Genomic DNA, 21852 nt, shown 5'->3' with positions numbered 1-21852 from the left:
TTATTATAATTTTTGTAAATAATCATTTCCACCTAAAAATAAAAAAAGGCTTAAATTAAAAAATATTAATCTAAACCTTTTAAACATAATTTTAATTAAATATATTTACTTATATTCAGCTCCTGCATTTGCTTTAGTTACTTGAACAGCAATCATTTCTTCAACAGTTCCATTAATAATTTCATGCCATTCTCCTTTTTTTACAAATACAGTGCTTCCTTCATTAACATCATATCCTTTATCATTAACTATCATTTTGCCTGAACCCTTTAAGAAAATAAATATTTGCTCTCCATTTGGATGTCTATGTTCTTTTAATACTTGGTTAGGCTTAAAATAATAAACTTCTGATGTTATATCTTCTCCTGCAAAAACTGGTACTTTAGGTACTACATTATTATTGTACTGTTCTAATGTTCCATCTAATAAATGTTTTTTTATAGATTCCATAATATACACTCTCCTTAAATAAATTTATTCTATACATAATTAGTTTTTATCTTAAAGAGGTAATATTATTCACTATTAAAATATTATTTTTTCTAATTTTTCTATATCTATATTTTCTTCTAAAAGTTTTGCCAGTTTGTTATATTCATTATTCTTATGATCTTTGTAAGAAGACTTCTTTTTACTATTAAGTTCTATATTATTTTTCTTTCCTATATAATTTAGTAACTTTAAATTAAATTCATCAGAATCAAAAATTCCATGAAGATAAGTTCCAACAACTGTTCCCTTTTTATTAACTGATCCAATAATTCTATTATTTTCATCAAGAATAAAAGGTATTATTTCATCATCATATTCATTAACTCCATTATGTATTTCATAACCTTCTAATTTTATACCTTCAAATTCTTCTCCAAAAGATGTTTTTCCATTAACCTTTGCCTTAGTTTGAAGAGTTGTTTTATCTTTATTAAATTTAGTTTTAAACTTTAATAAAGATAATCCTTCTTCTTCTGATACATTTCCTTCTATTTGGTTATTATCTATAATCTTTTCTCCAAGAATTTGATAACCACCACAAACTCCAAAAACTAAAGTCCCTTTAGAGTTTAACTCCTTTATTTTATTAAAGATTCCATTTCTCTTTAATATTTTTAAATCTTCAATAGTATTTTTACTTCCAGGAATTATTATCATATGAGGGTTTTTAAGGTCATTAATATTATTAACATACCTTACATTTAAATCCTCATTTCTCTCTAAATTATTAAAATCAGTAAAGTTAGACATATGAGAAAGTTTAATTATAGCTATATCTATTTTTCCTTTATTATTGCTGTTATTTTTTAATATTTTTTCACTTACTCCATCCTCATCTTCAATATCTAATTTACAATAAGGCATAACACCAAGAACTGGAATATTTATTATATCCTCTAATTGTTTCATAGCATCTTTAAATAAATCTACTCTTCCTCTAAATTTATTTATTATTACACCTTTAACTCTCTTTCTGTCCTCTTCATCTAATAACATAATAGTTCCAACAACAGAGGCAAACACTCCACCTCTATCTATATCAGCTACTAATATTACAGGTACATCTGCCATTTTAGCCATTTCCATATTAGCTATATCAGTTTCTTTTAAATTAATTTCAGCACAGCTTCCTGAACCTTCAAGTACTAATAAATCATATTTATCTTTTATAGAATTATAAGTATTTAAAACTTCCTTTTTTAATTCTTTATTTATTTCTTTATACTTATAGGCATCCATTATAAATTTAACTTTTCCATTTACAATAACTTGAGTCTTTCCTCCATTTGGCTTTAAAAGTAATGGATTCATAAAAGCCTTTGGCTTTATATTGCAAGCCTCTGCCTGAACAACTTGTGCTCTTCCCATTTCAAGTCCATCCTCTGTAACAAAGGAGTTTAAGGATATATTCATAGCCTTAAATGGACAAACCTTTAAAGATTTATTAGTAAAATATCTACAAATCGCCGCAGCTAATGTGCTTTTTCCTACTGATGAGGCTGTTCCAAGTAACATTATTCCTTTAGATTTCATCTTATCAATCCTTTTAAATAAAAATTAAGTTTATTAACTCTTTACTTTCACTATGAAAATTTATGTTTTTCTCTTTAGAATTTAATAGCAAAAATTCCCCCTTTCCTCTTTCATGATTACCAGTTAGTGAATTAGTTATATGATCTCCTGTTATTAATAAAGAATAATTATATTTTTTATTAATCTCTTCTACTAATGGATTAATTAATTCCTTAAATATTTTTTCTAAAAATAAGACTTTTCCTTTAGTATCTTTTCTATGAGCTATTTCATCACATCCATTTATATGTATAAGTAAAAAGTCTAAATTATTTAAGTTTTCCTTAGCCTTATTAAATTTTTCTATTAATGAAGTGTCATAATCTCCTGTTGATTCCTTTAGCTTTATAACCTTTAAGCCTAGTGATTTACCCATTCCTTTTACTAAATCAATTCCGGAAATCACCCCTCCATTTATATTGTACTTTTCAGTTAAAGGAGCAATTTCTGACCTTTTAGAAAGTCCCCAAGGATATAACATTAAACCTTCATAACCTAAGGTTTTAAAATAATTATAAGAAAATTTTATAAATTTAAGTAATAAATTTAAGCTTTCACTATTTTCTCCCTGCATTTTAGGTAATATATCCTTTATATATTCTCCTACATTGCTATGAGGTTTTAAAAATACTATATTATTTAACTTTTCATATTTTTCATTTACAAAAAGTAAATTTCTATAGGAGTCACAATGAAGAAGATTAAAATATTTATTAAACTCCTTTTTATCTTTAAGGTTATCTATAAATTTACTAATAAGTAAATCCATATCCTTTGTAGATAATCCCCCTGTAAAATCTATTAATCTTCCATTATTGACTTTTACTAAATTGCATCTTAAAAGGGATTTATCTAAACTCAGGTTATATCCCATTGAAAGAGCCTCAAAATAAGCCCTTTCATATATTTTATTTTCCTTTGGCGAATATCCTAAAATATTAAATATACAATTTAAACTGTCAACATCATATTCTAATAGGGAGTTATCTATTTGTCCTCTATAAAAAAATTTACTTTTCTTTTGTAATTTTTCAAAATTTAAGTTTATAATATCTTTTATTTCACTTGTATTTTCAAAATATCCATCTAAAATTATTAAAACTTTTTTATCTTTCATTATTAAAAACCTTATTTAAAGCATTTATTATTTTATTGTTTTCCATCCTTGTTCTAACTGCAATTCTATAAAACTTATTATCTAACCCTTTATAATTATTACAACTTCTAATTAAAATCCCATACTTTAAAAGCTCTTCCTTTAAATCTATATTTAAATTTATCTTAAAAAATATAAAATTAACTGATGGCTTAAAAACCTTTATATTATCTATATTTTTTAAATTATTATATAAATATTCCCTTTCAGCATTTACATAATTAATACTTTCTTTTTTATAGTTTTCTTCTTTTAATCCTTTTGTTGCTGCAATTTCTGCTAATGTATTTACATTCCAAGACATGGTAACTTTATTTATTTTATTTAATAATTCCTTATTATTTGTAACTCCAAAACCTATTCTAAGACCTGGAATTGCATAAAACTTAGTTAAAGATTTTATAACTATTAAATTATCATATTTACCTATTAAATTAAGTACTGAATATTTTTCTTTATCCTCTACAAAGTCTAAAAAAGATTCATCAAGGGTAACATAAATATTTAATTCCTTTGCCCTTTTAATTACCTTTTCTAAATAATCTTTTTTTGTTATAACTCCTGTTGGATTATTAGGATTACATATAAATAAAAGGTCTAAGCTTTCATCTAATCTATCTATTAACCTTTCATTTAATTTAAAATTCTCTTCTTCCTTTAATAAAAGATATTCTATATTTCCATCTACACTTTTAACAGCTTCCTCATATTCTGAAAAAGTTGGAGCTAAAAGAAGTGTTTTTTTAGGTTTCATTCCTCTAACTAAATTAAATATACATTCAGCTGCACCATTTCCTAAAAATAAATTTTCTATATTTATTCTCTCTGATCTAACTATTTCTTCTTTAAGAAAAAGATACGTTATATCTGGATAATGTATTATTTCTTCTATACTATTTATTATTGAATTTTTTATATTTTCATTAAGTCCTAATGGATTTATATTTGCTGAAAAATCAGTAATTTCATCCTTACTTATATTATATTTTCTACAAATTTCATCAATATTTCCACCATGAACAGATTTTTTCAAAATTAAATCACCTCTATAATCTTGCTTATTATACAAGCTACTATAACTCCTAGAAATGAAGTTAAATATAATATTTTATTAGCCAAATCCACATCTTTTAAAGTTATTTTCTTTAATGGATCTCCTATTTCAGGCTTTTTTACTAATTTACCAAAATAATAATTTGCTCCTCCAAGTCTTATATCTAAAGCTCCTGCTACTGCTGATTCTGGATGAGCACTATTTGGACTTGTATGATTATTTTTATCTCTTTTGTAAATTTTAAAGGCATTTTTATAATCTAATCTTAATAAAAATGCAGCTATTATAATTAGATATGAAGATAACCTAGCTGGTATATAATTAAATACATCATCAAGTTTTGCAGGAAAATATCCAAAATCTTTATACTTATCATTTTTATATCCAAACATAGAGTCCATTGTATTTACTGCCTTATATAAAAACATAAGTGGTGCTCCAAATATTCCTCCAAAAAATAATGGTGCTATTATTCCATCTGATAAATTTTCTGCTATAGTCTCAATAACAGCCTTTGTTATTCCCTCTTCATCTAAACTTTCTGTATCCCTTCCAACTATGTAAGATAACTGTTTTCTAGCTCCATTAATATCATTTTCTCTTAAATATTTTATTACCTTTAAACCTTCAACCTTTAAAGCTTTTGTAGATAAACAAAAATAAATAGCTATTCCACTATAAGCTATTGAAAGATATGGACTTATAATCCCAAGTCCCTGTATTATAAAAATATTTAAGAAAAATACTATTAATACAACAGTAAGCCAAGTTAAAAGACCTGCTAATTTAAGTTTATTTCTAAATATTTTTCTAAATATATTTTCACTAACCTTTGCAAGTTTTCCAATTCCTCTAATTGGGTGAAAAGGATTTTGTGGATCTCCTATTATTAAATCCCCTATGTATCCTATTATTATTTCAATCATATTAAAGCTCCTAATTTACTTTTAAAATTTATAATTATTTACTAAATAATTAACTAATTCTTCTTCTTTATAAAAAGTATTTCCATATTTTATTTTAGGCTTTTCTATTACTATAAGCTTTATATTTTTATCTATTGAGGCTTTAAGTTTCTCCTCTACCCCTCCAGCTAATCCACTGTCTTTAGTTATTATTGCTTTTACATTATATTGATCTATAAATCCCATATTCATTTCATAACTTACAGGACCTTTCATGGCTATAATATCAGAAATGTCAACTCCTAAATTTATTATTTCTTCGAGTATTTTAGGTGATGGAAGCACTCTGTGGATAATTCTATTTTTGCAATTTAAATTAATAATATTTTTTATATTTCTACTTCCAGTTGTATTTAGTATATTTCCTGGAATTTTTTCTAAAACTTCCTTTAATTCATCATAACCTTTAATTTTTATTATATTTTCACTATTTGAATTACTAATTATTCCTTCCCTTTCATAGCGAATATAATCTATATTTGTTTCCTTTGAAGCTTCCATTCCATTTTTACTAACCTCTGTTGCATAAGGATGAGAGGCATCAACTAACACCTTTATATTAAATTCCTTTATTAAATTTATTAATCCATCCTTGTCTAGTGGTTTAGTATTTAAATGTTTCATTTTATAACTTTTAAGTAATTCTCCACCATACTCTGTAGCTGTTGAAACAACTATTTTATCTGTATAATTATTTATACTTTTTAATATTTTTTTCCCTTCAGAAGTACCTAATATAAATCCAATCATTACTTTTCCTCTATTTTATATCCTCTAGGTGTTATAAATTTATTATCCTTAATATAACTTTTTGAATTTCCAATTATAACAATACTCATCATATCAACTATTTCAGTATCAAATTTATCTAAAGTTGTTATAGTATAACTCATATCATCTCTTAAGGCATTTTTTACAACAGCAATAGGAGTATTATCTTTTCTATAATTTCTAATTATATCTAAACATTCCTTTAAATATCCTGGTCTACCTTTACTTTTTGGATTATATAAAGAAATTATAAAGTCTCCTTCGGCTGCAAGCTTTACTCTCTTTTTAATTTCTTCATAAGGTGTCATTAAATCACTTAAACTAATATTACAGTTATCGTGCATAAGTGGTGCTCCAACTACAGAACCTGCTGCACTTGATGCTGTAAGCCCTGGAACTATAATAACTTCTTCATCCTTTTTAAGTTCTAATATAAGTCCAGCCATTCCATATATTCCAGCATCTCCAGTACTTATTAAACAAACATCTTTATCCTTAGAAAGTTCTAATGCTTTTTGGCATCTTAAAACTTCCCCTCTCATACCTGTTTTATAAACTTCCTTACCTTCTATTAAGTCTTCTACCATCTCTATATATTTTGTATATCCAACTATAATATCACAATTTAATATTGTATCTCTTGCCTTCATTGTCATATGTTCAAGACCACCTGGTCCTATTCCTACTACATATAATTTTCCCATTAATTTATTCTCCTTTTTTGTTTACTATTTCTTCTCCAATTGAAAGAGTCATTCCTTCATATTTTGTTTTCTTTAAAGTAACTTCTCCACCTAAAAGATGTACAACAGGTTCACAAACTCCCTTAACTCCTACTGTTTTAAATACAAAATCACTTTCCTCATAGTCACAATCTACAGAATTTATTTCATCTTTATTAAAAGTTTTAAATTCACAATTAAAATATTTTGCAAGGTCTATTATTGCCTGTTCATTTTTTTTAACATCTATAGAACCTATAATTTTAACTGCTCTTTCATCATAATTATTTTCTTTTAATGTTTTAAGGACAAATTTTTTTAATTTATTGCTATCTGTATCTTTTCTGCATCCTATACCTAGTATTACATCTTTTCTTAGAAGTCTTAATGTATTATCTTCATTTTTATTATCTAATTTATTTGTAATCCAAAGGGTATTGTTTTTAACTTCTCTAGTTTTTATATATCCCTTTGGTAATTTTATTAATTCCTTATCATCTTTAAAGTAAACTTTATTACCATTTACAAGAAGAGAGGCAATATTTTTGCATACATTTAAATTATCTATAATTAAATTATTATTTTTTGCAATCATATCTGGAGCTTCTAAGTTCATTCCATCTGTAGCTGTTGTTATAACTGGAGTATTATTTAATATACTAGAAACTTTAAGAGTTAACTCATTTGCTCCTCCTAAATGTCCACTTAATAAACTTATAGTAAAGTTATTATTTACATCAACAACAACTATTGCAGGGTCTTTTGATTTTCCTTTTAAATATGGTGCTGTAAGTCTTATAGCAATTCCTGTAGAACTTATAAATATAATTCCTTCAAGATTTTCCATAAAATCTTTAGTTACATTTTTTAAATCTAGATTTTCTCTAGATTTAAAAAATACTTTACCATTAAGTTTTTCATTTATTTTTTCAGCTATTTTGTTTCCCTTTTCTGTAACACTAATAACTCCAATCATATGTTTTACTCCTTAGCCTCTCTAAACATATGAGTGAATGATTTATCATATAATTTACTTTTTTCATACTGACAATTTATAAAGTCTCCAACTAAAATTTGAGCACACTTTGTAATTCCAGCTTTCTTTACCTTTTCACTTATATCATCTAAAGTTCCAAGAATTACTCTTTCATCTTCCCAAGTTGCTCTTTCAACAACTGCAATGTTAACATTTCTTCCATATCCACGTCTAAGTTTAGCTACAACCTTATCAATCATTGAAATAGATAAGAATATTGCCATTGATGCTCCAATACTTGCAAGCTTTTCTAAGTCTTCTTCCTCTGGAACTGGAGTTCTTCCCTCTACTCTAGTAAGTATTACTGTTTGAGTTATACTTGGAAGGGTAAATTCTTTCTTTATAACTGAAGCTGCTGCTGTAAAAGAACTTACTCCTGGAATAACTTTATATTCAATATTGTATTTTTGGAGTTCATCCATTTGCTCTTTTATTGCTCCATATATTGCAGGGTCTCCTGTATGTAATCTTACTATAACCTTATCTTTATTTTCTTTCATAACATCTATAACTTCATCTAATGTCATCTTAGCTGAATTATATATTTTTGCTGAAGGTTTGCAAAACTTTAAATGCTCCTTAGAAACTAATGAACCTGCATATATAACTACATCTGCCTTTTCTAAAGTTTCTCTTCCCTTTACTGTTATTAAATCAACATCTCCTGGACCTGCCCCTATAAAATAAACCATTATTTTTCCTCCTCTTAATCTCTACTTGCAATAATTAAAGACATATATTCTCTTGAATTTATTATATCTTCTTTATTTTCTAATATTCTTTCGCCTTCTCTTCCAACTTTATGTACACATACATAATCAAAGCCCTTTTCCTCTAAAAAGTTTACAACTTCCTCTTCTCTTTTATATACCTTCATTATTACAACATACTTTTCATCCTTTATATCAGTAACTCTAGCTGCTGGCAATATTAAAAGTGGTTCATTTCCTATAACAAGTGTTCTATTAACTAAACTAGCTGCTGCACAAAAAGAAGTTACTCCAGGTATTGTACTAACTTCTATTCCACTTTCTTTCATATGCTTTAACATATGAATATATGTACTGTAAACATAAGGGTCTCCAATAGTTAAAAATCCTACTGTCTTTCCCTTTTCTATTTCACTTCTTATATATTCATAAGCTTCTTTAGCTTTTATAACTCTATCCTTTTTTCCCATCGGAAAATGTTTTAAAACAACTTCACAATTATCTTTTATATAATCCTTTGCAATTTCTAATGCAACACTTTCTGCACCTTCTACTGCAACTGGTGCTACAATAATATCACATTCACTAATAGCCTTTACTGCCTTTATTGTTAAAAGCTCTTTATCTCCAGGTCCTACACCTATTCCATATAATTTTGCCATTTATTTATTTTCTTCCTTCCTGCATTCAACTATAAATATTGGATTATTTGCTATAAGCATTAAACTCTTACCTTTAGATTTACTTACTTGAAGCATTGATACATCCACCTTATATCCTAAATTTTCTATTACTAAAATTGCTTCATAAACATTTTTTAAAGTTATAAAGTTCATTACAATTTTCCCTGAATTTATAAGCAATTTATCTGATAAGTTTATAATTTCTTCTAAACTTCCACCAGAACCTCCAATAAATATAGAATTAAATTTCTTTTTATCCTCTATAAATTTATTTAAATAGTTTATTGCATCTCCTTCAAATAGTTCTATATTTTTGCAATTAAACTTGTCTATATTTTTTTTTGTAACTTCTATAGCATCAATATCTTTTTCTATTGAATATACTTTTCCTTCAGTTACAATTTTAGCACATTGAATTGAAATTGACCCTGTTCCACTGCCAATGTCTAATAAGTTAAAATCTTTTTCTAAATCAAGTTTAGAAATTGAATTTATTCTTATATCTTCCTTTGTCATTGGACAATTTCCTCTTATAAATTCTTCATCCTTTATAAACTTCATAATTTTCTCCTTTATTAAAGTTTTTCAATTATTACAACTGATAAACTATCATAATTTTCTAATCTTAAAACCTTTGGATCTCCTATAGTTATTTTTTCATCATCATAGGATAAATTTTCTCCTATTGTAACCTTTGCCTTAATATTATTTTCACATAATATTTCACATAATCTACTTGGATTGTTTATTTTATCTGTAAGCCAAATAGATATATTATTTTCTTTTACCTTAATTAAAAATTCCTCTTCCCTTCCATGAAGACTTCCTAAATAGGCATTACTCCACATAACTCCTACTTTACTAGTTAAATATTGAAAGGAACTAATTCCAGGTATTATTTCTATAGGATTTTTTATTTTATTATTTAAATAATTTGTTATTCCATAAAATGTTGGATCTCCTGATGATATTACTGAAATATTTAAATTTTTATTTTCTTCTATTTTATTTAATATTTCTTTTAAAGACTTTACTACTATTTTTTCTTTTTTTATAAAATCTATAGAAGAAATGGCTCTATCAAAGCCTATAATCTTATGACTTTTATTTAATATTTCTTTAGCCTTTGGAAGAATATATTCATAATTTCCAGGTCCAATACCAACTATATAAATCATATATTATCCTCCTTTAATGAGCTCCATAATACTTTTGGATTAGAAGGATCGTAATACATTACAACATCACAATTAATTTCATTGTAAGTATATAATTCTAATCTCTCTTTTATTTTAATTCCTATATTTTCATATAAATTATTAAAGCCTTTTCCTAATAATTTAACAGCCCCCTCTGAAGTTTTCTGATTTAAAACTTCCTTTACAAGGGAAATATCATATCCAAGTAGTGCAAGTTCTAAAGCTATAACTTCAAGTCTTACATCACTTACTCTACTATGAGTATTAAAACAACCATAGGCTACCTTACTAATTTTCCCTATATGCCCTACTAAAATTATATCTTTTATTTTTAAACTAGCACAGCACTCTAGAGCATAACCTACATAATTTGAAATAATTACTGTTTCATTTTCTTTAAATCCAAGTTCTTTGCATAACCTTTCTCCCATATTTCCAAAGGTTAATACAAGTCTTTTATTATTTAAAGCCTTTTGGTTTATTTCTAGTTTAACTGATGCTTTTAAGGCATCCTCTGACATTGGATATACAATCCCAGTAGTTCCAAGAATAGATATTCCACCTACTATTCCAAGTCTTGGATTAAAGGTTTTTTTAGCAACCTCTTCACCCTTTGGTACTGAAATTGTTATTTCAACACCTTTATTTTCAGGCAATACACTTAATACTTCTCTTTTTATACATTCTCTTGGAACTTTATTTATTGCAGGTTCTCCCTTAGGAATAAAAAGTCCATCTTTTGTTATAATGCCAACACCTTTTCCACCCTTTAGTAAATATCCCTTTTCAATAATTTTAGCTTCAGCCCATATATCTATTCCAGTAGTTGCATCAATATCATCTCCACCATCTTTAATTATTGAACAAGCTACGAAATCTTTTCCTCTTTTTATTTCATTTATTTCTAAATTAAGTTTTATTCCCTTTGGAGTATCAATTTTAACTGACTCAATTATTTCATTATTAAATAGCATAAACGTTGCTGCTTTAGCTGCAGCTGCTGCACAGGAACCTGTTGTATAACCGCATCTTAACTTTTTCCCATCGCTTTCAACATATAAATCAAGCATATTTATTACTACCTTTCATAAAGCATGTACATAAGAGCATTAACAATTGCAGTTGCAACAGTACTTCCACCTTTTCTTCCTTTAACTCTTATATAAGGAATCTTTAAAGAATCTAATCCTTCCTTACTTTCAGCAGCTCCAACAAATCCAACTGGAACAGCAATTATAAGTTTTGGATTGGCTTCTCCACTTTCTATAAGTTCTCTTAATTTAAAAAGAGCTGTTGGTGCATTTCCAAAAACAAATATATCAACACCTTCTTTGCAAGCCTTCTCAACCCCTGCCATAGAACGTGTTATTCCTCTTTCCTTTGCTAAAGTATGTACTTCATCTAAATTAACATAGCAAATTGCATCTGAATTTAATGCCTTTAAAGCTCTTTTATTTATTCCTGATAAAATCATATTAGTATCAGTATAAAGCTTTCCTCCCTTTTTAAATACTTCCTTTGCTTTATCTATAGCACCTTCACTTATTTCTAATAAATTTTTATATTCAAAATCAGCAGTTGTATGTATAACTCTCTTTACTATAAGAAGTTCTTCCTTTGTAAAATTATGTTCTCCAAGTTCACTTCCTATAATTTCAAAACTTCTTTTTTCTATTCCCATAGGGTTCTTTATATAATCCATATTAAATTTAGAGAGAACTTAAATATTCTCTCTAAAATTCACCTACCTTTTAATAATTTTTATATCCTATAATTTCTTTAAAAAATTCAATATTTCCTAAAAAATTAACATGAGGATAACCAGCTATAACATTATTTTTTTTATAACCACAGCTCCACTCACTTTTATTTCCTAAGTAATTTTCTTTTTCTACCTTATATACTTTATTTTCTTCTAAATTAACTTTAGATTTGTGAAATTCGTGACAATTAATGCTATAACAAGACCCTTCATTATTTAATGTTAACTTTGCATAACCAAATCTTTGAAGCCTTTTTGTCATTTCACTATTTCCTTTAAAAAAGCCTACCATATCGTAACCTTCAATATTTTCTGTTAGATACATAAGACCTCCACACTCTCCAAAACATCTCATTCCATTATCCAAAGCAGTTTTTATACTTTTTCTCATAGATTTATTTTTAGAAAGTTCCTCTTTAAATATTTCAGGATAGCCTCCTCCAAAATATAAAAAGTCTAAATTCTTTGGTAATTCTTTATCCTTTAATGGACTAAAATAAATAACCTCTCCTACTTCTTTTAAAAGTTCTAGATTTTCCTCATAATAAAAACTAAAGGCTTTATCTTTAGCAACTCCTATTTTAATCCCTTTGTTTTTAAGATTATAATTCATTTCTTTAGCTTTATATTCTTTAAATTCATCTATTAATCCATTTAAATTTATATTTTCCTCTAAAAGCTTACTTGCATAATTTATTTTTTCTCTTAAATTATCAACTTCAACACTTTGAACTAATCCAAGATGTCTACTTTTTAAATTTAAGTTTTCATCCTTTGGAATAAATCCAAAAACTTTTAAATTACAATTTTTCTCTATGGCAGCCTTTAATAAAGTATAATAACTTTCACTTATTGAATTTAATACTACACCTACAATGTTTGCCTTTTTAAAATTAATTAAACCATTAATTTCAGCACATAAAGTAACGCTTTGAGCACCTGGAGTAATTACTAAAAGAATTGGCATATCATTAAGCTTTTTAGATATATGATAAGTTGAACCAAATGTATCAATACCTTTTCCATCATATAAGCCCATAACCCCTTCAATTACTCCAAGGTCTCCTTTCCCTTTAGAATAGGTATGTTCTACTCCATCATTCCCCATTAAAAATATATCTAAATTTCTTGATGGCTTTCCTGTTATAAATTTATGAAAAGCTCCATCTATATAATCTGGTCCTACTTTAAAGCCTTGAACATCAAAACCTTTTTTAATTAAAGAATTCATTAAGGCTAATGTAAAAGTAGTCTTTCCTCCACCACTTCTGTTTGAAGCAATAATTAAAGATTTCATGTAAATCCTCCTTATACTTATTTAGATATTTTTTTAGTTTCACCTAAGCCTAAGTAAGTATCATTAAGCATATCATCTATATGATTTAAATATATTTTTCTAAATTCTTCTTTTTCTCCTAAACCATGTACATATGCATTAACTTCTATTCCTTTACTTTCTAATATTGACTTCCATGAATCCTCTTCATCTGAAGCCATATCATTTTTAACATGATCTCCTGCAACAACCATTAATGGAATTAGTTTTATCTTTTTTATATTTTTCTTTTCAATTCTCTTTAATGCACTATCTAATGTTGGATAACCTTCTACTGTTCCAACAAAAGCTCTTTCATAATCTTCATCATAAAGCATTGCTTGAAGTGCACCATATACTGCATTAGAATAATGATAACTTCCATGTCCAAATAATATTACTCCTTCATCTTCATCACATTCTAATAATTCACTTATACTATCTATGAATATTGAATAATCATTTGGAAGTTCTCCCTCTCCTTGATAGAAAAATATAGGTCTTCCAAATTTCATAATATTAAAATATTTTTCGAATTTAATTACATTTCCCTTAACGTAATCATATTCTTCGCCTGGTATTATATGAAGTGGCTGAACTAAAACTTCATCATATTCTAATTCTTTCAACTTATGTAAAACTTTTTCTGGGGTGTCAATTTCTATATTATGTACTCTTTTTAACTTATTTATTATCATATGAGATGTAAAGGCTCTAAAAATATCATAGCCTTTGAATTTTTCTTTAATTTCTAATTCAATTTTTTCAATAGAGTTTTCTAAAGCATCTAAATGGCTTGTACCAAAACTTACTACTAATATTGCTTTTTTCATATTTCACCTCTAAAAATTTACTTTATTAACTTAATTAAATTTTAGTGAATTATAAAAAGCACTTTTATCAACGAAGATAAAAGTGCTTATATAGTAACACAAGATAAAAAAGTTCTAAAATTTTAATCAAACATTTATCTATTTAACTTCCCTCCGAAGAATAGCTAATAACTATAGGCAGGTTTCCTGACTTAAGGTTCATCCCAATTTAACCCTTCCCAAATATTTTTATTCAGTGGTTATTTTAAATTAGTAGCCTTTTACAGTAGCGGGGGCTGTAATGGACTTTCACCATTTTCCCTTTTAAAATAATTAATTTATTCACCTATAATCAATTATATTTAATTTTAATATTTCTCATTGGTTAATTATATATTATAATTCTTCTTTATTCAATAAATATATTTTTTAGATTTTCCCTTTAAAATTCTTTGTTTTTAAGAATATTTTGAAGTTTTTCAACTATTGCTTTATCCATCTTTTCCATATATTCATCAAATACCTTTTCGCAGTTTAAAAATGGTGATAAAACACAGGCTCTTAATATTGTTACCTTCTTAACTTTATCCCATTCTTCTTTTGGAATTCCACATCCTTCAACAAAGCTAAGGGGAGAATCTCCATAGTCTTCAAATGTAAAATCAGTATGAGAAGTTAAAAAATCATTTACGTATAATTCTTCTTTAACATAAGAAGCTTCTTCATAAAAATCATGATTTAAATCATTCATTAATTTTAAATCCTTATTACCTCTAATATTAAAAACAAAATCAACCATATTAAAATCTGGTAAAACTAAAGGATATATATCTACTATTTTATCTCCAATATTATATGATTTTTGATTTTTGATTTTTTCATATAATTTATAAGCTCCTTCATTTCCAGCTCCAATAAGTTTTCCATATCCAGTTATATTAAGTGGTAAAACTTTATGTGCAGTCCAAACTGAAGCTGCAGTTGCACCTGCCTTTGAACCTTCAAGCATAAAAGCTCCAAGAAGCGATGGAATATCTGCACCCTTTTCAAATACATAAGTTGCAAAATAAGATATAGAATCTCTCATTCTTTTATCTTTTACTATTATTCCTCCTGCTGAATAAGGTATATATCCCATTTTATGTGGATCTATTGTAATTGTATCTGCTTTTTCCATTGCCTTAAAAGCATTATAAACATCACTTGAAGGCCATGTTGTATTATTATCTAATATAGCACCATGTTCTAACATTTTATTATGTAACTTATCTTTTTCAATAAATGAATAATCTTCATCTAAAAATATAGATCTAGCATAGCCACCATAAGCTGCATCTACATGTATATAAAAATTTATTCCTTTCTTTGAAAACTCATCTCTTATTTTAGCAATCTCATCAATATGATCAACTGCTCCTTCTTCTGTTGAACCGACAACTCCTACAACTCCAAGTATTGGAATATTATTCTTCGTAATTTCATCTATAGTTTTTCTAAGTTCATTCATATCCATTCTATAATTGTTATCTACTTTTACAGGAACAACAGCTTCAACTCCAAGCCCTAAAATATCTGCTGCCTTAAGCCATGAATAATGTTTAGTTTGAGGTATTAACCACTTTCCAAGTTTTCTTATCTTATCTCCCATACCTCTAGCTGAATGTTCTTTTATTTCATCTAACTTATCTCCTGCTTTATCCATTAAATCAAGTATCTCACAAACACTTAAATTTAAAAGTTCCCATTCTGACTTTCCTTCAACAAGTTCTGGAGTAACTTCTTTCATTGCAATTGGAATAGATTTAATATTTCTTGCATACCATAAACCCTCATAATTTGCTATTGAACCATCAGCACATATGTGCCCCCATCCATTTTTATTAAATCCAACAAGCTTACAAAAATCTTCTCCAACCTCTTCTTCCATTTGTGATGTTGCAGGTGAAGATTCATATGCAACATTATTTCCATTATATAACATAGCAGCAAAATAACCAAGTAATGCTGGCATAAGAGTTTCTGAATTCATATGTCCTAAAAACCTTGGAGAATGCCAAGGAACAGATCCAGATCTAAGCTTAGAAGAAAGTTCAATTAAAACTTCTTTCATTCTGTCTTTACTTACTATAAAGCTTTCTTTACGCTCATCTGAAACCTTTATTATAGTATCATCTTCTGGATGATAGTTTTTTCTCCATTCAGCATGATCATTAAATAATCTTAAAAGACTTTCCTCAAAAATATCTTCATTTTCTGATTTAGGTCCTAAAAACATAGCTTTTAAATTTATATCTTCATTATTACAACTGTTATCTCTTTCTTTTTTAATATTTTTTTCCATCTTTTATTCTCTCCTTTTCAATCTTTTTCCACGAATCCTTTTTAAATGCAAATATAATTAGTGGTGAAATAAAACATATTAAAGTTCCTATTACTTGGAAAGCAATATACATTAAATTTCCTGATTTCGGAATAGAACTTGGTGGTATAAGACTTACTGCAATTGTTATAATTACTCCAACTAATGCTAGTATACAAGTAATCCACATACCAAATTTTCCACCAGGAATAGTAAAAGCTCTAGGTACATCTGGTTTTTTATATTTTAAAATAATTTCTGCAAGTATTATAAAAATATAAACTATACTATATAAAATAGTTGTCAATATAAGTACCATAAAAAAACTATTATTAACATCTGGAACTACTACATATACAATAGCTACTAAAGATACTACTATTGCTTGAATTAAAACAAATGTAATTGGTACATCTCTTCTTGTTCTTTTTTGAAATATAGGTGGAAGATTTCCTTCCTCTGCAACTTTAATCATAGCCTTTGAAGGTCCAAGAACCCATGCACTTAATTGTGCAAGTACACCTAACGCTATCATTGCTGCAATAACATTTGTAAGCCATGGAGTTCCAAGTTCATTGAAATATAACTGGAAAGGCTGCGTTATATTTGATAACTCTATTTTATCTGCTGGTATTGCATTTGCTTCTGTAAGCCCAGCAATAAGATTAAATACAATAAGAAGACCCATAGAAACAAAAACTGATATTGGATAATTTCTTTTTGGATTTTCTATATTATTTGCATGAACTGAAGCAATTTCAAGTCCTGAAAATATAAATATTATTCCTGCAAAAAATGATAATTTATCAAAAGAACCTAAACTAGGTATTGCACTTTGCATATTTAGTGGACCTAAATATACATTTCCATGTTTCATTGTCCACCATATTCCGAGTAAAACTAATGCTATAAAAGGAATATAAATACCGACTACAGCACCTATACTTCCAACAACTTTTCCCATATCAAATCTAAAATTTAATATAGTAACAAGCCAATAAGATGCTAAAATTATTATGAATATGAATACATTATTTTGTGCAAGTTCTGGTTTTCCAATGGCATAAGCTAACATTACTCCAACAGTTGAACTAACCATAACCATACCAAAAAATAATTGAACCCATAAAAGCCATGCAGTTACAAAAGCCCATCTTTCTCCTATTGCTTCCTTAACCCATACTTGAGCTCCACCTTCCTTTGGCCATCCTGTTGCAAGTTCAGCTGATATTAAAGAAATAGGTATTGCAAAAAGTATTGCGGCTCCTATCATAAAAAATATTTGTTGCCAACCAACAATAGCTAATGTAGGCACACTTCTAACACTTCCATAAAAAGCTATACTTATTCCTATAAGTTGAAATAAGGTTAGTTTTTTATTTCTATTTTCTAAATCTCCCATTTTCTTCTTCACATCCTTTTTATTTTCTTTTGTTAGCTAAGCCTATTATGTGCTACATTTAATCCTTTAATACAATATAATAAATTCCTATTTTAGAAGATATTATTATTTTTACTTTGTTATATAAATCTAGAGTTTATTGTTGTGTATTTTAATTTAAGCAAAAAATAAAAGAAGCCTAAAATTTAAGCTTCTTTTTATATACACACATTTATATATCTTTTAAAATTATTTTTATAAATTATTTCTCTATCTATTATTTTAAAACCTTCTTTTTCTATCATATCATCCATATTTTCAAATGTAATTATTATAGCTTTTTTAGAAATCCTTCGAGTAGTTCTAATTATTTTCCTTTGAACTTCTGGAGTCGTCTTTGTAAAAAGTCCATAGGGCATATCTAAAATTGCTACGTCATAATATTCATTTATATTATGCATATCTCCAGTTACAATATTTATTTTATAGCCTAAAGCTTCCATATTTCTTTTACCATTAAAAGCAATTTGCTTGTTAATTTCATAACCTATTATATTTATACCCATAGATAACCCTTCAATAACAACAGTTCCAATTCCACAACAAGGGTCTATAATTTTTTTGTTAGTATCTTTTCCTACAGCTATATTAACTAAAGCCCTAGCAACTTTTGTACTCAATGCATTAGAGTAGGAAAATGGTTTTTTATTATGCTTTAAATAGATAAGTTCATTTTTTTCATAAATTCCAAAAACCCATATATTTTTTAACTTCATAATACCTAATTTAAGTTTTGGATTATGAATATTAGGAATTCCCCTTATAGCTAATCCTATCTTTTTCATAGAATTTAGTCTCTCTTCATAAGAAATATTATCTTCTAACTCTTTAATATAAAAAACTTTAAATTCTTCAAATGATAAATTATCTCTATTTATATTTTCTATTATATTATTTAAAGAATTTTCAACATAAATAATCTTTATACACTCTTTAATAAATGGACTTCTTGATGGATCAATATATAAATCAGAAAAAAATTCCTTATATTTTATTGTTTTTCCAAATAAATATTTCATTTCCATATTACATAAAGCTTTATCATATTCTTGATAACTTATTCTATAAAAATATTTTTTATTTTCCTTATTATAATTCATTAAATTATACCCCTAATTATTTATAATTTTTAAGTTCTTCTACTTCTTCTTCTGTAAGATTTCTAAACTCGCCCTTTAAAATTCCATCAATGTTTATATTCATTATTCTTATTCTTTTTAAATATATAACTTTATATCCTAAAGCTTTACTCATTCTTCTTATTTGTTTATTAAGACCTTGAGTTAAAATAATATTAAATGTATCTTCATTTATTCTTGTAACTTTACAAGGCTTTGTCTTAGTATTAAGTATGTAAACGCCCTTTGACATTTTTTCTATAAATTCATCATTAAAAGGTTTATCTACAGTTACTATATACTCCTTTTCATGATTATTTTCTGATTTTAAGATTTTATTTGCAAGATCTCCATCATTTGTCATAATTATTAATCCTTGTGATTCCTTATCTAATCTACCAACTGGAAATATGTATTCTTTATAATTCATAAAATCTAATATATTGTCTTTTACATCCCTTGCTAATGTTGTAGTTATTCCGGTTGGCTTGTTTAATGCAATATATATTTTTTCCCTTTTCTTTAAAGGTTTATTATCTAAAAGTATATTATCTGATTCTTCAACCCATTGACCTTTTGTTGCAAATTTTCCATTTATAATTACTCTATTATCTTCTATAAATTTATTAGTTTCTTTTCTAGAACAAATTCCATAATTGCTGAATAACTTATTTATTCTCATTAAAAAATTCCTTTCACTAATTTAACATTCATTAAATAGTGTAAAGTATTTTATTTAAAGTTTCAAATGTAAAGTAGGTACCGATAAAAAAGGCTGATATAAAAATATTTTTACATCAACCTTTTATAAATTTACTTTAATATACTAAATATAAAATTACTTTTAAATAGTAAATAAATTACGATATATGTTCTAATAATATATTTATACCAATAATTATTAAAATTATCCCACCAACTATTTCTGCATAAGTTTGAAGAATACATCCAAGCTTCTTTCCAACAAACACCGCTATTAAGCATAAAATAAAAGTTACACATCCTATCATAATAATTGATGGAATTATATTAATATTTAAAAATGCAAAACTTACTCCAACTGCTAATGCATCTATACTTGTTGCAATAGCTAATATAGTTAAATTCTTAATACTAAACTCCTCATTATCCTCTAAACTTTCCATACATATTTCTTCCATTTCCTTAGTATTATTAACACAACATTCCTTTTTACTATTAATTGACTCATAAATCATTTTTCCTCCAATTGCTCCAAGAAGTATAAAAGCAATCCAGTGATCAAAAGATTCAATATATCCTCTAAATTTTCTTGCTGCAATCCATCCTATTAATGGCATTAAAGCTTGAAAACCTCCAAAAAGAAAACTTATCTTTAATGCATTTTTCCATATATGTTTTTTCAAAGTCATTCCTTTAGCTAAAGCGACAGCAAAAGCATCCATAGATAATCCTATAGAAGTCATAAAAATTGATAATAAGTTCATATATATTCTCCTTCTTAATAATTTTGTTTTCATATAAAAAGACTTATGCGTAGCTTAAAACTACGCATAAGTCTCGTTATTTAATACTAAGCCAGAACTTTAAAATTCAATATGTTGACTTAATAACTCTTTTAATTTTATGAGTTAACTACTCCCCTATACGAAAATTATATATTAAAATTACTATATGATAATATCAAACTTTTATAAATTTATCAAACAAAAATATAATAATTTTTAATAATCACATTAAAATTAAAAACTAGTAATTATCCTAAAAATAAAGAATATAATAAGAAGATTCTTATTATATTCTTTATTTTTAGGATTGTAATTTTATTATGTTTTTTATATATTCTTAAAAAATAAGAATTTTGATAAAATATCTAAAGCCTTAAATCATTTAATTCTTTAAATACATATTTTGCATATTCATTACTTCTACATAAAACTAATACATTATTATTACTTGCAACTGTTCCTGCTATTCTTTTATCATCTAATCTATCAATTAATTCACCAACAGCTGCAGCCATTCCATTCATTGTCTTTACTGATATAAAATAATCTTGTACAAAAATTCTTATAACTGCGTCCTTAAAAACATTTTGGCATCTTTTCCCCACATCTTCTTGTGTTATTCTTATATATCTATATTGTTTATTCCCAGATGGTTTTCTAATTATATGCATTTCCCGTAAATCTCTTGATAATGTAGCTTGAGTAACATTTATTCCCCGCCGTCTTAACTTGAAAACAAGCTGGTCTTGTTTACCTATATTTTCATTATTTATTATATTAAGTATTTCTTCACGTCTTCTATTTTTTAATATATTTTCCATAATACATTACTCCTTTTTATAAAAATTATGCATAAGGTACTAATATTATTTTTAAAATCAATAACTTAGTACCCCAATCTACTTTTTATTTATCCTATTTATTATTTTACTATTCTAGTTCCAGATTTTCCAATTAAGGCATCGTTAGCTCGGCTAAGAGATGCAATAATTGCTGATTTATTTTCCCCTGATTTAACGAACTTTTTACAAGCTTCAACCTTTGGTAACATACTTCCTGGAGCAAATTGTCCTTCTTCAATATATTTATCTACTTCTTCAAGGTTTATTTCTTCTAATGCTTTTTGGTTTGGTTTATTAAAGTTTACACAAACTCTATCAACAGCTGTAAGTATTAAAAGTACATCTGCATCTAAAAG

Annotated in this window: 23 protein-coding genes and 1 riboswitch; all 23 genes read right to left on the bottom strand. The window is 26.5% G+C overall.

Going from position 1 to position 21852, the window contains the following annotated elements:
* Positions 1–105: 105 nt before the first annotated feature.
* A complete protein-coding gene (locus J2Z53_RS05920; protein ID WP_209796435.1) occupies positions 106–450 on the bottom strand; it encodes a cupin domain-containing protein in 345 nt (114 codons plus the stop codon).
* Positions 451–525: 75 nt separating this feature from the next.
* Positions 526–2025, bottom strand: a complete 1500-nt coding sequence (locus tag J2Z53_RS05915; RefSeq protein WP_209796432.1) for a cobyric acid synthase — start codon at positions 2023–2025, stop codon at positions 526–528.
* Positions 2026–2038: 13 nt separating this feature from the next.
* Positions 2039–3181 (bottom strand): hypothetical protein, encoded by a 1143-nt coding sequence (locus J2Z53_RS05910; protein WP_209796430.1) that lies wholly within the window; start codon positions 3179–3181, stop codon positions 2039–2041.
* On the bottom strand, positions 3171–4253 hold the full coding sequence (gene cobD / locus J2Z53_RS05905) for a threonine-phosphate decarboxylase CobD (protein ID WP_209796429.1): 1083 nt from the start codon (positions 4251–4253) through the stop codon (positions 3171–3173). The genes J2Z53_RS05910 and cobD overlap by 11 nt, the downstream gene beginning before the upstream one ends.
* 2 nt (positions 4254–4255) lie before the next feature.
* Positions 4256–5200, bottom strand: a complete 945-nt coding sequence (gene cbiB, locus J2Z53_RS05900) for an adenosylcobinamide-phosphate synthase CbiB (protein ID WP_209796427.1) — start codon at positions 5198–5200, stop codon at positions 4256–4258.
* A 21-nt stretch (positions 5201–5221) separates the two neighbouring features.
* Complete coding sequence (locus J2Z53_RS05895; protein WP_209796425.1) at positions 5222–5989, bottom strand: cobalt-precorrin-6A reductase; 768 nt, start codon at positions 5987–5989, stop codon at positions 5222–5224.
* The gene (gene cobJ, locus J2Z53_RS05890; protein ID WP_209796423.1) at positions 5989–6714 is read right to left on the bottom strand and encodes a precorrin-3B C(17)-methyltransferase; all 726 of its coding nucleotides are present in this window, start codon (positions 6712–6714) and stop codon (positions 5989–5991) included. The genes J2Z53_RS05895 and cobJ overlap by 1 nt, the downstream gene beginning before the upstream one ends.
* Positions 6715–6718: 4 nt before the next feature.
* Complete coding sequence (gene cbiG, locus J2Z53_RS05885; protein ID WP_209796420.1) at positions 6719–7708, bottom strand: cobalt-precorrin 5A hydrolase; 990 nt, start codon at positions 7706–7708, stop codon at positions 6719–6721.
* Between the two features lie 5 nt (positions 7709–7713).
* Positions 7714–8460, bottom strand: a complete 747-nt coding sequence (cobM, locus tag J2Z53_RS05880; protein ID WP_209796418.1) for a precorrin-4 C(11)-methyltransferase — start codon at positions 8458–8460, stop codon at positions 7714–7716.
* Between the two features lie 14 nt (positions 8461–8474).
* Positions 8475–9140: a cobalt-factor II C(20)-methyltransferase gene (locus J2Z53_RS05875; protein ID WP_209796416.1), complete on the bottom strand. Its 666-nt coding sequence runs from the start codon at positions 9138–9140 to the stop codon at positions 8475–8477.
* A complete protein-coding gene (cbiT, locus tag J2Z53_RS05870; RefSeq protein ID WP_209796414.1) occupies positions 9141–9722 on the bottom strand; it encodes a precorrin-6Y C5,15-methyltransferase (decarboxylating) subunit CbiT in 582 nt (193 codons plus the stop codon). It lies immediately after the preceding gene.
* A gap of 14 nt (positions 9723–9736) precedes the next feature.
* A complete protein-coding gene (cbiE, locus tag J2Z53_RS05865; RefSeq protein WP_209796412.1) occupies positions 9737–10339 on the bottom strand; it encodes a precorrin-6y C5,15-methyltransferase (decarboxylating) subunit CbiE in 603 nt (200 codons plus the stop codon).
* Positions 10336–11430 (bottom strand): cobalt-precorrin-5B (C(1))-methyltransferase CbiD, encoded by a 1095-nt coding sequence (gene cbiD / locus J2Z53_RS05860; protein WP_209796410.1) that lies wholly within the window; start codon positions 11428–11430, stop codon positions 10336–10338. Before cbiD ends, cbiE begins: the two co-directional genes overlap by 4 nt.
* 8 nt (positions 11431–11438) lie before the next feature.
* Positions 11439–12062 carry a precorrin-8X methylmutase gene (locus J2Z53_RS05855; RefSeq protein ID WP_209796407.1) on the bottom strand — a complete coding sequence of 208 codons (624 nt, stop codon included), beginning with the start codon at positions 12060–12062 and terminating at the stop codon, positions 11439–11441.
* Positions 12063–12111: 49 nt separating this feature from the next.
* The gene (locus tag J2Z53_RS05850; RefSeq protein ID WP_209796405.1) at positions 12112–13419 is read right to left on the bottom strand and encodes a cobyrinate a,c-diamide synthase; all 1308 of its coding nucleotides are present in this window, start codon (positions 13417–13419) and stop codon (positions 12112–12114) included.
* 17 nt (positions 13420–13436) lie between these two features.
* Positions 13437–14270 carry a sirohydrochlorin cobaltochelatase gene (locus J2Z53_RS05845; RefSeq protein ID WP_209796403.1) on the bottom strand — a complete coding sequence of 278 codons (834 nt, stop codon included), beginning with the start codon at positions 14268–14270 and terminating at the stop codon, positions 13437–13439.
* 159 nt (positions 14271–14429) lie between these two features.
* A riboswitch (cobalamin riboswitch) is annotated at positions 14430–14614 on the bottom strand.
* A gap of 77 nt (positions 14615–14691) precedes the next feature.
* Positions 14692–16590, bottom strand: coding sequence for a tyrosine decarboxylase (tdc, locus tag J2Z53_RS05840; RefSeq protein ID WP_209796401.1), 1899 nt, complete (start codon positions 16588–16590; stop codon positions 14692–14694).
* The gene (gene tyrP, locus J2Z53_RS05835; protein WP_209796399.1) at positions 16574–18010 is read right to left on the bottom strand and encodes a tyrosine-tyramine antiporter; all 1437 of its coding nucleotides are present in this window, start codon (positions 18008–18010) and stop codon (positions 16574–16576) included. Before tyrP ends, tdc begins: the two co-directional genes overlap by 17 nt.
* Positions 18011–18207: 197 nt before the next feature.
* Complete coding sequence (locus J2Z53_RS05830) at positions 18208–19149, bottom strand: TRM11 family SAM-dependent methyltransferase (RefSeq protein WP_209796397.1); 942 nt, start codon at positions 19147–19149, stop codon at positions 18208–18210.
* A gap of 16 nt (positions 19150–19165) precedes the next feature.
* Positions 19166–19849, bottom strand: coding sequence for a pseudouridine synthase (locus J2Z53_RS05825; RefSeq protein WP_209796395.1), 684 nt, complete (start codon positions 19847–19849; stop codon positions 19166–19168).
* Positions 19850–20027: 178 nt separating this feature from the next.
* Entirely contained in the window at positions 20028–20633 is a 606-nt protein-coding gene (locus J2Z53_RS05820; protein WP_209796393.1) for a manganese efflux pump MntP, read from the bottom strand.
* Between the two features lie 386 nt (positions 20634–21019).
* Positions 21020–21475, bottom strand: coding sequence for an arginine repressor (locus tag J2Z53_RS05815; RefSeq protein WP_209796391.1), 456 nt, complete (start codon positions 21473–21475; stop codon positions 21020–21022).
* Between the two features lie 101 nt (positions 21476–21576).
* Positions 21577–21852 (bottom strand): amino acid kinase family protein (locus J2Z53_RS05810; RefSeq protein WP_456237040.1); only part of this gene is annotated, 276 nt, incomplete at its 5' end.

Origin of the sequence: Clostridium moniliforme, assembly GCF_017873235.1 — a bacterium.
GTDB lineage: Bacteria > Bacillota > Clostridia > Clostridiales > Clostridiaceae > Clostridium > Clostridium moniliforme.
Note: the sequence above shows the minus strand (reverse complement) of the source record. Positions and strands in the feature narration are given on the sequence as shown.